Annotated in this window: 15 protein-coding genes and 1 pseudogene; 8 read left to right on the top strand and 8 right to left on the bottom strand. The window is 71.6% G+C overall.

The annotated features are described in order from the left end of the window. Positions 1-91: 91 nt before the first annotated feature. The 3 genes from IH48_RS0124890 to IH48_RS0124880 all read right to left on the bottom strand — a co-directional run bounded on the left by IH48_RS0124890 (position 92) and on the right by IH48_RS0124880 (position 2,969). Complete coding sequence (locus tag IH48_RS0124890) at positions 92-886, bottom strand: transglycosylase SLT domain-containing protein (protein ID WP_030908874.1); 795 nt, start codon at positions 884-886, stop codon at positions 92-94. 323 nt (positions 887-1,209) lie between these two features. Continuing rightward, positions 1,210-2,277 (bottom strand): S-adenosylmethionine:tRNA ribosyltransferase-isomerase, encoded by a 1,068-nt coding sequence (locus IH48_RS0124885; protein WP_030908870.1) that lies wholly within the window; start codon positions 2,275-2,277, stop codon positions 1,210-1,212. Further along, the gene (locus IH48_RS0124880; protein ID WP_030908867.1) at positions 2,274-2,969 is read right to left on the bottom strand and encodes an SDR family NAD(P)-dependent oxidoreductase; all 696 of its coding nucleotides are present in this window, start codon (positions 2,967-2,969) and stop codon (positions 2,274-2,276) included. The genes IH48_RS0124885 and IH48_RS0124880 overlap by 4 nt, the downstream gene beginning before the upstream one ends. Positions 2,970-3,165: 196 nt before the next feature. Between IH48_RS0124880 and IH48_RS0124875 the strand changes: the two genes are divergently transcribed. The 3 genes from IH48_RS0124875 (at position 3,166) to IH48_RS0124865 (ending at position 5,352) form a co-directional block, all read left to right on the top strand. After that, complete coding sequence (locus tag IH48_RS0124875; RefSeq protein ID WP_030908864.1) at positions 3,166-4,332, top strand: GAF domain-containing sensor histidine kinase; 1,167 nt, start codon at positions 3,166-3,168, stop codon at positions 4,330-4,332. Then, positions 4,325-4,966: a response regulator gene (locus IH48_RS0124870; protein WP_030908861.1), complete on the top strand. Its 642-nt coding sequence runs from the start codon at positions 4,325-4,327 to the stop codon at positions 4,964-4,966. Before IH48_RS0124875 ends, IH48_RS0124870 begins: the two co-directional genes overlap by 8 nt. A gap of 119 nt (positions 4,967-5,085) precedes the next feature. Beyond that, on the top strand, positions 5,086-5,352 hold the full coding sequence (locus IH48_RS0124865) for a chaplin (RefSeq protein ID WP_030908858.1): 267 nt from the start codon (positions 5,086-5,088) through the stop codon (positions 5,350-5,352). Between the two features lie 674 nt (positions 5,353-6,026). Here the strand turns inward: IH48_RS0124865 and IH48_RS0124860 are convergent. Further along, the gene (locus IH48_RS0124860) at positions 6,027-6,809 is read right to left on the bottom strand and encodes a hypothetical protein (RefSeq protein WP_030908855.1); all 783 of its coding nucleotides are present in this window, start codon (positions 6,807-6,809) and stop codon (positions 6,027-6,029) included. 126 nt (positions 6,810-6,935) lie between these two features. Between IH48_RS0124860 and IH48_RS0124855 the strand changes: the two genes are divergently transcribed. From IH48_RS0124855 to IH48_RS0124840, 4 genes are all read left to right on the top strand, one after another. Next, the gene (locus IH48_RS0124855; RefSeq protein WP_030908852.1) at positions 6,936-7,727 is read left to right on the top strand and encodes an ABC transporter ATP-binding protein; all 792 of its coding nucleotides are present in this window, start codon (positions 6,936-6,938) and stop codon (positions 7,725-7,727) included. 101 nt (positions 7,728-7,828) lie between these two features. After that, positions 7,829-8,257: an NfeD family protein gene (locus IH48_RS0124850; RefSeq protein WP_030908849.1), complete on the top strand. Its 429-nt coding sequence runs from the start codon at positions 7,829-7,831 to the stop codon at positions 8,255-8,257. Between the two features lie 107 nt (positions 8,258-8,364). Beyond that, entirely contained in the window at positions 8,365-9,342 is a 978-nt protein-coding gene (locus tag IH48_RS0124845; RefSeq protein WP_051840540.1) for an SPFH domain-containing protein, read from the top strand. 51 nt (positions 9,343-9,393) lie between these two features. Then, positions 9,394-10,164, top strand: a complete 771-nt coding sequence (locus tag IH48_RS0124840) for a sulfite exporter TauE/SafE family protein (protein WP_030908843.1) — start codon at positions 9,394-9,396, stop codon at positions 10,162-10,164. Between the two features lie 65 nt (positions 10,165-10,229). Here IH48_RS0124840 and IH48_RS0124835 read toward each other — a convergent pair whose 3' ends face one another. From IH48_RS0124835 to IH48_RS0124825, 3 genes are all read right to left on the bottom strand, one after another. Further along, positions 10,230-10,742: an HNH endonuclease gene (locus IH48_RS0124835; RefSeq protein WP_030908840.1), complete on the bottom strand. Its 513-nt coding sequence runs from the start codon at positions 10,740-10,742 to the stop codon at positions 10,230-10,232. A 153-nt stretch (positions 10,743-10,895) separates the two neighbouring features. After that, a complete protein-coding gene (locus IH48_RS0124830) occupies positions 10,896-11,435 on the bottom strand; it encodes a YbhB/YbcL family Raf kinase inhibitor-like protein (protein WP_030908837.1) in 540 nt (179 codons plus the stop codon). Positions 11,436-11,503: 68 nt separating this feature from the next. After that, positions 11,504-12,289 (bottom strand): sporulation protein, encoded by a 786-nt coding sequence (locus IH48_RS0124825; protein ID WP_030908834.1) that lies wholly within the window; start codon positions 12,287-12,289, stop codon positions 11,504-11,506. A 136-nt stretch (positions 12,290-12,425) separates the two neighbouring features. Between IH48_RS0124825 and IH48_RS0124820 the strand changes: the two genes are divergently transcribed. Further along, on the top strand, positions 12,426-13,037 hold the full coding sequence (locus tag IH48_RS0124820) for a DNA-3-methyladenine glycosylase (RefSeq protein ID WP_030908830.1): 612 nt from the start codon (positions 12,426-12,428) through the stop codon (positions 13,035-13,037). Here the strand turns inward: IH48_RS0124820 and IH48_RS37670 are convergent. Next, positions 12,965-13,279, bottom strand: a pseudogene (locus tag IH48_RS37670) (hypothetical protein); the annotation flags it as partial. The gene IH48_RS0124820 and the pseudogene IH48_RS37670 sit on opposite strands and share 73 nt — an antisense overlap. Between the last annotated feature and the right edge of the window lie 385 nt (positions 13,280-13,664).

Below are 13,664 nucleotides of genomic sequence, written 5' to 3'. Positions count from 1 at the left end.
CGAGCGCCGGAGGCCGGCCCCCCTCGCGGGGGGCCGGCCTCCGGCGTACCGGTGTGTCCGTCCGGGCGCGGGCGGCGCCCGTGCTCACGGCTCAGTAGGCGCTGTCGACGTTGTCCATCGAGCCGTACTTGTCCGCGGCGTAGTTGCACGCGGCCACGATGTTGGAGACCGGGTTGTAGATGTTATCGGGCGTTCCGGCGACGTGGTAGGTCTTGAACGTCGGCGGGATGACCTGGAGCAGGCCCTTGGACGGGATCCCCTTCTGGGCGTTGATGTCCCAGAGGTTGATCGCCTTCGGGTTGCCGGAGGACTCGCGCATCACGTTGCGGTAGATGCCGTTGTACGAGCCCGGGATGTGGTGCTTCTTCATGATGGCCAGGGACTCGTGGATCCAGCCGTTCAGGTTGTTGGCGTAGACGGGCTTGCGCGCGGCCGACCTGCCGGCGGCGGCCTTGGCCTCGTGCGCCTTGGCGGCCTTCGCGGCCGCGGCCTTCTTCGCGGCGGCCTTCGCTTCCTTGGCTGCCTTGGCCTTGGCGGCTGCCTTGGCCTTGGCCTCGGCGGCGGCGTGCGCCTTGGCGGCCTTCTCGTCCTTGGCCTTGTTGGCGGCCTTCGTGAAGGCCGCGGCCTGCGCCTTGGCGGCGCTCTGAGCGGTTATCTGCTGCTTGGCGATGCTCGCGTGCAGGGCCGTTGCCTGCTCGCTTCCGGTCCACGCGGCCGGGGCGGAGGCCACGGTGGAGTGGGCCGGAGACGCAGCAGCTGCCGAGTCGTTCCCGGGGACCACGGCCAGCGCCAGTGAACCGGCGCCGATCGCGCCCATGGTGGCGACGATGGTGGCCTTGCGGGAGAGGTTGAGACGACGGAAGGCAGGGGTGCGTGACGCGGACATAGAGACGTACCTCTTCGGTGTCGGGGAGTCGCGGAGGCCGGGCGGCCAGCTGCCTGCTCGGCGGCGACGTCGGCAATTGTTAGCGGCCGCAAAATGCTGTGGCAAAGGTGTGACCTACGACCCCCGATAGGAGTGAGGAACGCGTAAAGGGGCGCCCGAATCGCGCCCCTTCACCCACTTGACCTCTATTTATGTTGTGTCGATTTGTCGACTAATCCCCTTCGTAAGTGATCTGCGCCCTATGCCCGGCCTCACACGCGGACCCCCGCCGTCTCACGATGTGTTGCTGCCGCAACGCATGGCGTGAGCGAAATGTCCGTTGCTCAATCCCGCAGCAGCAGGTGCAGGTCCCCGAACTCGTGCCACAGGTACCGGTGCTCCAGCGCCTCGTCGTAGCCGCGGGTCAGCGCCGCCCGCCCGGCGATCGCCTCCAGCATCAGCAGGTGCGAGGCCTGCGGCTCGTGCAGGCCGGTCAGCAGGCCGTCCACCACCCGCACCCCGCGCCGCGCCGTCACCACCAGGTCCGTCCAGCCGGCCGCCGCCCGCACCGCGCCACTCTCGTCCGCCGCCGACTCCAGCGCCCTGACCGCCGTGGTCCCGACGGCCACCACCGCGCCCCCGCCCGCCCGCGCCGCGTTCACCAGCCGCGCCGTCGTCCCCGGCACCGCGAAGCGCTCCGGGTACGGCGGCTCGTGCGACTCCGCCGACGCCACGCCCGTGTGCAGCGTGAGCGGCGCGAACTGCACCCCGCGCCGCACCAGCGCCGCCACCGTGCCCGCCGTGAAGGGGCGGCTCGCGCTCGGCATCTCCGCGGAGCCCGCCCCGTCGGGCTCCGGCACGCCGAACACCGTCTGGTAGGCGGCGAGCGGCTGGTCGCGCTCCGTGTACCCGTACCGGATCGGCCGCCCGTACCCGCGCAGCAGCCCCGGCACGTCCCGCGCCCCGCCCGGCCACACACTCGCCCACCACAGGCGGGCGCCCGCGGGGTCGAGCGGCTCCTCGACGCGCAGCCGCGCCCCGCCGGGCAGCCGTACGACCGTCCCGGCAGGCCCGCCGGGACGCGGCCCTGTCACTCCGCCGGCGGCCGGGGCACGCAGCTCGACCGCCCAGCGCCCGTCGTCGCCGCGCGTCGAGAAGTGCACGACGACCGGCTCGCCGCCCGCCTCGTCCCCCAGACGGCCGTCGACGGCGGCCGCGAGCGTCGTCGACGTGTTGACGACGAGGACGTCACCGGCGCGCAGCAGCACGGGCAGGTCCGCGAACACGTGGTGCGAGACGTCCGTGCCCCGGGACACCAGCAGCCGCACGTCGTCCCTGCCGCGCCCGCGCTGCTCCGCCGGCACCCGCGCGGACAGCTCGTCCGGCACCCGCAGTGCCTCCAGCACGCTCATCGCGCCGCCACCAGGGCCGAGGCCGTGTAGCGGCCGCTCGCGGGGCGCCGTTCCACCAGCGCGAGGAACGCCGGCACCACCGTGGCCGGGTCGGGGCGCGGGTCCGTGTCGTCCGGCACCGCCGCCGCGTACAGGTCCGTGTCCATGTCGCCCGGATCCACCGACCAGACCCTGAGGTCCGGCTCCTCGACCGCGAGCACCGCCGACATGTGGTCGAGCGCGGCCTTGGACGCCCCGTAGCCGCCCCACGTCCCGTACGCCTCGGCCGCCGCGTCCGAGCTGACGGCGATCACCGCGCCCTCGCGGCTCGCCCGCAGCAGCGGCAGCGCCTCCTGCACCAGGCCGAGCGGCGCCACGACGTTCGTCTCCAGCGCCGACCTGAACCCGTCGAGCGGCAGCCTCGCCAGCTCCACCAGCGGCTGCGCTCCCAGTGCGCTCGCGTTGTGCACCAGCAGGTCGAGCCCGCCGAGACGCGACGCCGCCGCCACCAGCGCCCGCCGGTGCGCCGTGTCGGCCACGTCCCCGGTGACCGCCGTCACCCGCGCCCCGCGGGCACGGGCGGCCTCGGCCGACTCCTGAAGCACGGGCGCGGTACGCGCCCCCAGCACGAGGTCCCAGCCGCGCCCGGCCAGACCGGCCGCGAGCGCGCGCCCGAGCCCCTTGGAACCCCCTGTGATCACCGCGACGGGCATGACGTCCACTCCCTGATGGTCGTTCGCGGGGCCACCGCGGCCCGCGCCGATGCCGTCACCGTAAGAAGGGACGGACGTCCCGCACCTCGGTCCGCGGGTCCCGGACCCCGAGGCATTTCGGCCTAGGCCGCAGGGCCCGGCACGCTGGGCCCGGCGCCCGATACGGAAGGCCGTGCGCCGCCGGTACGGTGTGGACATGACTCCCAGCACGGGATCCGCGGGCTCGGGCCTTGCCGCCGTCAGCACCGCGCTCCTCGCCATGAGCAGGCACCTGGAGGTGCGCGACGTCCTCAAGACGATCGTGGCCTCCGCCCGCGAGCTGCTCGACGCGCAGTACGCGGCGCTCGGAGTCCCCGACGACCACGGCGGCTTCGCACAGTTCGTCGTCGACGGGGTGAGCGAGGAGCAGTGGAAGGCCATCGGCCCCCTGCCGAGGCAGCACGGCATCCTCGCGGCGATGCTCCACGACGAGAAGGTGGAGCGCCTCGCCGACGTGCGCGAGGACCCGCGCTTCGGCGGCTGGCCGCGCACCCACCCCGACATGTCCGACTTCCTCGGCCTGCCCGTCAAGGACGGCGACGAGACGCTCGGCGCGCTCTTCCTCGCCAACAAGCGCTGCCCGCACCGCACGGCGAACGGCGAGAAGGTCTGCGGCTTCACCGCCGAGGACGAGGAGCTGCTGTCGATCCTCGCCCAGCACGCCGCGATCGCCCTGACCAACGCACGCCTCTACGAGCGCAGCCGGGAACTCACCATCACCGAGGAGCGCTCCCGCCTCGCGCACGAGCTGCACGACGCGGTCAGCCAGAAGCTCTTCTCGCTGCGGCTCACCGCACAGGCCGCGGCCAAGCTCGTCGACCGCGATCCGGCACGCGCCAAGGGCGAGCTGCAGCAGGTGGCCGCGCTCGCGGCGGAGGCGGCCGACGAGCTCGGCGCCGCCGTGGTGGAGCTGCGTCCTGCCGCGCTTGCCGAGGACGGCCTGCTCAACACGTTGCGCACGCAGGCCAAGGTGCTCGACCGCGCGCACGCCGCACACGTCACCTTCCACTCACAGGACGTGAAGGCGATGCCCGCCGCGCAGGAGGAGGCGCTGCTGCGGGTCGCCCAGGAGGCCCTGCACAACGCGCTGCGCCACTCCGGCGCCCGAACCGTGGACGTCGCACTCGACAGGAACGGGCCCGGCGCCGTCCTGCGCGTCGTGGACGACGGCAAGGGGTTCGAGCCGCGCGCCGTGCGAAGGGAAGGACGCCACCTCGGCCTCGTGTCCATGCGCGACCGGGCGAGCGGCGTCGGCGGCAGGCTCACCGTCACATCGGCGCCCGGAGAGGGCACCACGATCACCATGGAGGTGCCCGGTGGCTGACCCGATCCGCGTGCTGCTCGTCGACGATCACCAGGTCGTACGGCGCGGACTGCGCACGTTCCTGGAGATCCAGGACGACATCGAGGTCGTCGGCGAGGCGGGCGACGGCGCGGAGGGCGTCGCACGCACGGAGGAGCTGCGGCCCGACGTGGTGCTGATGGACATCAAGATGCCGGGCACCGACGGCATCGACGCGCTGCGGAAGCTGGGCGGGCTCGCGAACCCGGCGAAGGTGCTGATCGTGACGAGCTTCACCGAGCAGCGCACCGTCGTGCCCGCGCTGCGCGCGGGGGCCGCGGGCTACGTGTACAAGGACATCGACCCGGAGGCGCTGGCCGACGCGATCCGCTCGGTGCACGCGGGCCACGTGCTGCTGCAGCCCGAGGTCGCCCAGGCGCTGCTCGCGCAGGAGGACCAGGGGAGCGGCCAGGGGAGGGGAACCTCCCTGACGGAACGCGAGCGCGAGGTGCTCGCGCTGATCGCCGACGGCCGCTCCAACAGGGAGATCGCACGGGCCCTGGTGCTGTCGGAGAAGACCGTCAAGACCCACGTCTCGAACATCCTGATGAAGCTGGACCTCGCGGACCGCACGCAGGCAGCGCTGTGGGCGGTCCGGCACGACGTCACCCGCTGATCCGAGATTCATACCGTCGGGTGTATGTCACCCACTCGGCGTATCCGTATGACCGGCCCGGCGTTCTCCTTGCGTGCCACGGCGCAGCGCCGCGGCTTCGTACGAGGAGGAATCCCGAGATGCAGAACCTGAAGAGGGCCGCCGCGCTCACCATGATCGCCGGCTCCATCGTGGCGGCGGGCGCGGGCGCCGCGAGCGCGTGCGAGACGGGGGCCCACGCGCCCGCGCACGCCCAGGCTGCCGGCCAGGCCGTCCACTCGCCGGGCGTCGGCTCGGGCAACGTCGTCCAGGTGCCGGTGGACATCCCGGTCAACGTGGTCGGCAACACCGTCAACGTGATCGGCCTGCTGAACCCGGCCTTCGGCAACCACGGCGTCAACTTCTGACGCACCCGCGCCCCCGCGCACCGGACCCTCGTCCGCGCCCCCGGGCAGCCCGGCATCCGCCGCGGCCCCGGGGGCGCGGCCGCGCCGCGCGCCGCCGACCACCACGTCGACCCGCCGAAGCGTTCCTCGGCAGCGTCGAACGATCCCGCCGACTGATCCGGGCCGGGCCGGGCCGGACAGCGGCAGCCGGTCGCCGCCTCATCCGCGACGCCGCCGGACAGGACGCCGACCTGGCCGCCGGCCTCGGGGTCGCATGCCCGCGTGCCTGGGTGTGCCGGGTTCGACGTGGCCGGTGAGTGTGTCCGCCCCGCCGAAGCGATCCGCCGCGGCGCCGAACGGCGTCGTCGCCGCCGTCCCGTCCGCGATGCCACCGGCAGGACGGCGGCCTGGCCGCGGGCCTCCATGGTCGAGTCGGCGACCTCCCGTACGCTCGGCCCCGCCCGAGCAGCGCCCCGCAGGCCGGGCGCGCAAGGCCCGACCCCCGCGGTCACACAACCGGGCGCCGGGGCCCGACGAGGCCGGCCACTGTGTCCACCGCCGAAGCGATTCTCCGCGGTGCCGCCGGCGGGCCGGCGCGCAAGGCCCGCACCGCGGGCACGCCGGGCGCCCGGACCCGTCCGGCATGTCGAGGCCGGCCCGCCGCGGCGCGGCACCGCGCCGCAGCGGACCGCCGCTCAGCGGCGCTCCCGGTCCTCCACGTACGCGTTGTACGAGGCCACCTGCGCCCGCCGCGCCACCCGCTCCACCGGCCGCAGCGCCGAGACCCGTGCCGCCATCGCCGACGCGCTCACCGCGGCGCCGTCACCGCTCTCGTACGCCAGCGACACCATCAGACCCACCCGCCGCGCAAGCTCCAGCACCCGCGCCGCCCGCGCCGGATACCCCGGGGCCAGCAGCGACGCGTCGTGCGACGCCCGCGCCCGGTACGCGTCCAGCGCCGCCTGCGCCGCGGGCCCCGACGCCGCCACGTCGAGCCGCGACAGCACCTCCGTCGCGTCCCGCAGCGCCTCGGCGAGCTCACGCTCCGCCTCACCCAGCGACGGCACGTCCGCCGGCACGCCCTCCCGCACCGGCAGGCAGTGCCAGACGACCTCCACATGCATGTCGCCCTCGGGCCCCGCCGACGTGACATCCGGCACCAGGCCGTACGGGGCGCCCACGGCGACCACCGCCTCCTCGGCCTCCAGAGCACGCTCGTTGAACTCGGGCGGCCCGCTCAGCCCCAGCGGATGACCTGGAGCGGGCAGCGCCACCCGGTAGCCGCTCACCCCGAGCGCCCGCAGCCTGCCAAGCGCCAGAGTCAGCCCGACCTGGCCGGATTCGCCCGGCAGCCCCGCCACCCTGTGCACCGCGTCGCCGCCCACGACGGCAAGAGCGGCATCGTCCGGCGACACGAGCCCGGCCAACAGGGCGTTCCCCCACGAGGCCAGCCGTCCTGAGCGTGGTTGCGAGTGCATGCGCCCAGCCTAGGCAACGGACCTCACAGCCGGATCACCTGCCCGGTGGCGTAGGTTTTCCCTGGAGCCGCGCCCGCAGGCGCGCCCTGGGGCCCACGACGAATGCAATGGGGAGACAACGCACTCATGAGCGATGTACTGGAGCTGGTGGACGTGTCCGTGGTCCGCGACGGACGCGCTCTGCTGGACGAGGTCTCCTGGTCGATCAAGGAGGGCGAGCGCTGGGTCATCCTCGGCCCCAACGGCGCCGGCAAGACCACCCTCCTCAACGTCGCCTCCAGCTACCTCTTCCCGACCCGCGGCACCGTGAGCATCCTCGGCGACCGGCTCGGCAAGGTCGACGTGTTCGACCTGCGCCCCCGCATCGGCGTGGCGGGCGTCGCCATGTCGGAGAAGCTCCCCAAGCGCCAGACCGTTCTCCAGACCGTGCTGACCGCCGCCTACGGCATGACGGCAACGTGGAACGAGGACTACGAGGAGGTCGACAAGGACCGCGCGCTCGCCTTCCTCGACCGGCTCGGCATGACCGAATACACCGACCGCAGGTTCGGCACGCTCTCCGAGGGCGAGCGCAAGCGCACCCTCATCGCCAGGGCCATGATGACCGACCCCGAACTGCTGCTCCTCGACGAGCCCGCCGCCGGACTCGACCTCGGCGGACGCGAGGACCTGGTGCGCAGGCTCGGCCGCCTCGCCCGCGACCCCCTCGCCCCCTCCATGATCATGGTGACGCACCACGTCGAGGAGATCGCACCCGGCTTCACCCACGTCCTCATGATCCGCCAGGGCAAGGTACTCGCCGCCGGGCCCATGGAGACCGAGCTGACCTCCCGCAACCTGTCCCTCTGCTTCGGGCTCCCGCTCGTCGTGGAACGCAACGGCCAGCGCTGGACCGCGACCGGACTGCCCCTCAAGTAACCCCGCGGCCCCGGCCGCCGAGGCCCGCGCCGGCTGATCCGACGTCAACAGACCTGAAGTTCCCCTGTCCCCACACGTCGGCGCCGACCTACCATGAACGCGTGGATATCGACGCGTGGGTGTGGTGGCTGGTAGCGGCGGTCGGGCTCGGCATACCGCTCGTGATCACCGCCATGCCCGAGTTCGGAATGCTGTCCGCGGGCGCGGTGGCGGGCGCCGTCGTGGCGGCCCTCGGCGGCGGGATCGTCGCGCAGGTCGTCGTCTTCGCCGCCGTCTCCGTCGCGCTCATCGCCGTCGTACGGCCCCTCGCCAACCGCCACAGCAGACAGCGGCCCGAAGCACGCACCGGCGTCGACGCCCTGAAAGGACGCCAGGCCGTCGTCCTCCAACGCGTCGACCGCGGCGGCGGCCGCATCAAGCTCGCCGGCGAGACCTGGTCCGCGCGCCCCTACGACAAGACCCAGACGTACGAGCCGGGGCAGGAGGTCGACGTGGTCGAGATCGACGGCGCCACCGCCGTCGTCATGTGACGGCCCGGCACCACCGGGCCAACCCGCGCGAACTCCCCCCGGGCGCACTCCCCGTCTGGGAAACTCGATCATCGGACCATCCGTCGGCGAAGGGCCTGAGGAACACGATGTCAGCCATCATCATCGTCCTGATCATCCTGGTGGTGCTCGTCTTCATCGCCCTGATCAAGACGATCCAGGTCATCCCCCAGGCCAGCGCGGCCATCGTCGAACGGTTCGGCCGCTACACCCGCACCCTCAACGCGGGACTCAACATCGTCGTCCCGTTCATCGACTCGATCCGCAACCGCATCGACCTGCGCGAACAGGTCGTCCCCTTCCCGCCGCAGCCCGTCATCACCCAGGACAACCTCGTCGTCAACATCGACACCGTCATCTACTACCAGGTGACCGACGCGCGCGCCGCCACGTACGAAGTCGCCAGCTACATCCAGGCGATCGAGCAGCTCACCGTCACCACCCTGCGCAACATCATCGGCGGCATGGACCTCGAACGCACCCTCACCTCACGCGAGGAGATCAACGCAGCGCTCCGCGGCGTCCTCGACGAGGCCACCGGCAAGTGGGGCATCCGCGTCAACCGCGTCGAGCTCAAGGCCATCGAACCGCCCACCTCCATCCAGGACTCGATGGAGAAGCAGATGCGCGCCGACCGCGACAAGCGCGCCGCGATCCTCACCGCCGAAGGCATCAGGCAGTCACAGATCCTCACCGCCGAGGGCGAGAAGCAGTCCGCCATCCTCCGCGCCGAGGGCGAGGCCAGGGCGGCAGCACTGCGCGCCGAGGGCGAGGCACAGGCCATCCGCACCGTCTTCGAATCCATCCACGCGGGCGACCCCGACCAGAAGCTCCTCTCCTACCAGTACCTCCAGATGCTCCCCAAGATCGCCGAAGGCGACGCCAACAAGCTCTGGATCGTGCCCAGCGAGATCGGCGACGCCCTCAAGGGCCTCAGCGGCGCCTTCGGCAACCTCGGCGGCGGCGTCCCCGGCTTCAACAACGGCGACAAGAACGCCGGCCAGGGCCAGGGACACGTACCCGGCCAGGGCACCAGCCCCGACCAGGAAGGCAAAGCGCTCGGCTGACAGCCACCCCGCGTGCGACCGCCCGCGGGATGTCAGGCACGATCAGACGCCATGAGCATCTGGGAGATGGCGGCCGTCCTCTTCGCAGGCGTCTGGGCCGGCGCCATCAACACCGTCGTCGGCTCCGGAACCCTCGTCACGTTCCCCGTCCTGCTCGCCACCGGCGTACCCCCGGTCACCGCCACCGTCTCCAACGCCCTCGGCCTCGTGCCCGGCACCCTCAGCGGCGCCCTCGGCTACCGCGCCGAACTGGCAGGCCAGCGCCGCCGCGTGCTGCGCCTCTGCGCCGTCGCCCTCATCGGCGGCCTCGCCGGCGCGATCCTGCTGCTCGTCCTGCCACCCACCGCCTTCGAGACGGTCGTACCCGTCCTCGTCGGCCTCGCCCTCGTCCTCGTCGTACTCCAGCCCCGCATCGCCGAGCTCGTCAGACGCCAAAGAGCACGGCGAGGCACCGAGGCGGCGGGCCGCGAGGCAGGACCCGCCCTCATCACCGGCATCCTGCTCGCCAGCGTCTACGGCGGCTACTTCACCGCCGCTCAAGGCATCATGTACCTGTCCCTGATGGGCATGCTGCTCGACGACACCATGCAGCGGCTCAACGCCGTCAAGACAGTGATCTCCACGGTCGTGAACTCCGTGGCGGCCGCCTTCTTCCTCTTCGCCGCGCACTTCGACTGGACAGCCGTCGCACTCATCGCCGCGGGCTCCACCATCGGCGGCCAACTCGGTGCGAAAATCGGCCGCCGCCTCCCGCCGACAGCCCTCCGGGCCGTCATCCTCGTGGTCGGCGTGGCCGCCATCGTGCAACTCCTGCTGCGCTGAGAGAGCGGAAGGTCCCGGGGGGTGGCGACGCCTCCGAGACGATGCCCCCGGGACGACGCCCGGACCTACGCGGCCGTCACACCCGCCGCCAGCCACTCCGGCAGCTCGGAACGCTCACCGGACCGCAGCGACAACAGCATCGCGTCCGCGGGCGACGGCGTGAACGGCGCCCGCAGCAGCGGCATCGCCGCTTGCTCAGGCGTACGGTCCGCCTTGCGGTGGTTGCACTCCGCACAAGACGCCACGGTGTTCAGCCAGCTGTCCGCGCCCCCGCGCGACCTCGGCGTCACGTGGTCCACCGTCGACGCGCGCCTGCCGCAGTACGCGCACCGGTGCCCGTCCCGCACCAGCACACCCCGGCGCGACCACGGCGCCTGTCTTCGAAACGGCACCCTGACATACCGGCACAGCCTGATCACCCTCGGCACCGGAAGCTCCAACGCCGCCGCGCGCACACGAAGCAGCGGATGCGACTGCTCCACCACGGCCTTGTCCTGCAGCACCAGCACCACCGCGCGGTGCAGCGTCACCGTCGAAAGGGGCTCGAAGCTCGCATTGAGCACCAGCGTCTCCCGCATCCCGCCCACCTCCCGTGTCGCCGGCCCAGCCATCCGAGGCGGGCCCTTCGGCTCGGATCAACTCTGGCCGGGCACGCCGAGGTGGACAACACAATAAAAATGCCCTGCCCCGATCTCCGATAGACCAGGGCAGGGCAAACAACGGGCAAACGGTCAGCTCTCCGCGGGAGCCCCGTACTCGCCGATCAGATGACCACGACCCAGCGTGTGGAACCGCAGATTGAACCCGACGAACGCGGGCGACGCGTCACTGTCAGGACCCAGCTTCTCCGTGTCCACCGCGTACACCGTGAACACGTACCGGTGCGCCGGATCACCGGGCGGCGGCGCCGCACCGCCGAAGTCCCGCGTCCCGTAGTCATTGCGCGCCTGGACGGCGCCCGCGGGCAGGCCCTCGAACGAACCGCTGCCCGCGCCCGGCGGGAGCTCCGTCACGGAGGCGGGGATGTCGAACACCACCCAGTGCCAGAAACCGCTGCCGGTGGGGGCGTCCGGATCGAAGCACGTCACGGCGAAACTCTTCGTTTCAGCCGGGAAACCCTCCCACCGCAGCCCGGGCGACGTGTTGCCCGCCGCGTAGACCTGGGCGTCCTTCAGGACCGCGCCGGGAGCGACGTGGTCACTCGCCACGCTGAACGACGGCACCTCCGGATGGAAATCGTGAGGAAGCGGCGCCCTCTGCCCTTCAGCCACGTTGCGAACCTCCGAATAGCACGTTGACCGGTCACGGCCCTGGGTACGCCCCGAGCCTAGACCCGCCGTCACAGCCAGTTGCGCCGGCCGCCGACCTCGGCGAGCCACCCGTGCAAGTACGCCGCCCAGTCCGTGGAAGCGAACGAGTCGAGACCCACCGTGAAGGAGCGGTACGTGTCATGGCCCTCGCTGAACAGACCGTCCTTCTTGTCCATCTCCATCACGACGTCCATCTCCCGGTCGTCGGCGACGAACGTCAGCTCCACCTCGTTGAGGCCCCGGTACTGCGACGGCGAGTGGAACTCGATCTCCTGGTAGAACGGCAGCCGCTGACGGGTCCCCCTGATGTGACCGCGCTCCATGTCCGCCGCCTTGAACCGGAACCCCAGCTGGATGAACGCGTCCAGGATCGCCCGCTGCGCGGGCAGCGGGTGAACGTGGATCGGGTCCAGATCCCCCGAGTCCAGCGCACGCGCGATCTCCAGCCCGGTCACCACCCCGATGTGCATGCCCCGCAGGTCCTGACCGTCGATCGTCGAGACCGGCGTCTCCCACGGGATCTCGAGGCCGAACGGCACGGTGTGCACGGCCCCGGCCTGCACCTCGAAGGCGCCGCCGATGCGCTCCGTCGTGAAGTCGATGTTCTGCTTGAACTCCTGGTCGTCGTGGCCCTCCACCTCGACCCGCGCCCGCAGTCCGACCGTGAGGCCCTGGATCTCCTGGCTGACGGAACCACCTTGTACGCGCACCTCGCCCTGGACCACACCCCCGGGCACGACGTTCGACTCGAGGAGTTCCGTCTCCACCGAAGCCCCGCCGGCACCCATGCTGGCGAGCAGCCTCTTGAAGCCCATCTCCACTCCCTACTGCTTGTGTTGCCGAAACGGCCGTACGCCCCCTACATACGCGCGAGCCACCGGACCGGTTCCTGACCGCCCTGGACGACCGAGCGCGAACCGCTTCGAACCGCGTCAGGCGGCGGCTGTCAGTATGAACTTCGTGGATCTCGCTCACCCCGCCGAAGAAATCGCCCGCAAGCTGCTCGGCTCCGTCCTCACGCACGAGACCCCCGAGGGAACCGTGCGTATCGCCATCACGGAAACCGAGGCATACTCCGGTGCCGCCGACCCCGCCTCCCACGCCTACCGTGGCAGGACAGCCCGCAACGCCGTCATGTTCGGACCCGCAGGCCATCTCTACGTCTACCGGTCCCACGGCCTCCACTGGTGCGCCAACATCGTCACCGGAACGGACGGCATCGCCTCGGCAGTCCTCATGCGGGCGGGCCGGGTCGTCGAAGGGGAAGACCTGGCACGCCGGAGGCGGGGAGCGAAGGTGGAGAGCCCACGTCTCGCACGCGGGCCGGGCAACTTCTGCCAGGCCCTCGGCATCACGGCGGAGCACAACGGAACGAACTTGCTGGCAGGTGCGTCAGTCGTGCTGTCGGAGGGCAGTCCGGTGCCCGCCGAGCTCGTCCGGGTCGGCCCCCGGGTGGGCGTGAGCAAGGCCCACGACTGGGAGCACCGCTTCTACCTGGCCGACGATCCGACGGTCTCCGCGTACCGGCTCAGCCCGAGGGGCAAGCCTTCCGAGGGAAGCTGAGCCGCCGTGCGTCCGGAGTGTGATGAGTCTCCGGCCCTCGGTCGCGCTCCTGCACGGCCAGCAGGCCGCTGCGCTTGAGCAGCGGTATGACCTGGTCCTCCACTGCCGGGGCGAGCTGGGCATCCCGCTCGCCGCAGCCGCGCGGCAAGAGCCTCGATCTCCGCCAGAAGCCGGGGTTCGACCGGACGGACCCGGAGCTCCTCCCCGAGTTCCCGCACCAGCGCCTCGACCGCGGTTTCACCCGGCTCAGGCTTCGCCCGGCATGCGGATCAGTGTTCCAGGCAGGCAGGTCTGCCACGGCGCCCGCGCCGCGCAAGAGGCGGTCTTGACGAGACTTGACCCAGCGGGTCCCAGTGCGTAATGTAGTCTGAGCCGCTGAAACGGGGCAGCTGCCGTTCGGCAGACCCGGGAGCGGCCATCCACTACCTACGATCGATCCCCACAACGGGTGCGAATTTCGGCATGCCGGAAATTGCGAACGGATGACTCGATTATGAGTCGGCGAGGGAATCGGCTAAAGTAGTGAACACACCGAAGGGAAAGCGCCCGGAGGGAGCCTGGAAGGGTTTCCGAAGGAAGCGTCCGTTCCTTGAGAACTCAACAGCGTGCTAAAAGTCAACGCCAGAT

The sequence above is a fragment of the Streptomyces sp. NRRL F-5126 genome, assembly GCF_000721265.1.
Classification (GTDB): domain Bacteria; phylum Actinomycetota; class Actinomycetes; order Streptomycetales; family Streptomycetaceae; genus Streptomyces.
The sequence above is the reverse complement of the archived record's forward strand: the minus strand, read 5'-3'. Positions and strand labels throughout refer to the sequence as shown.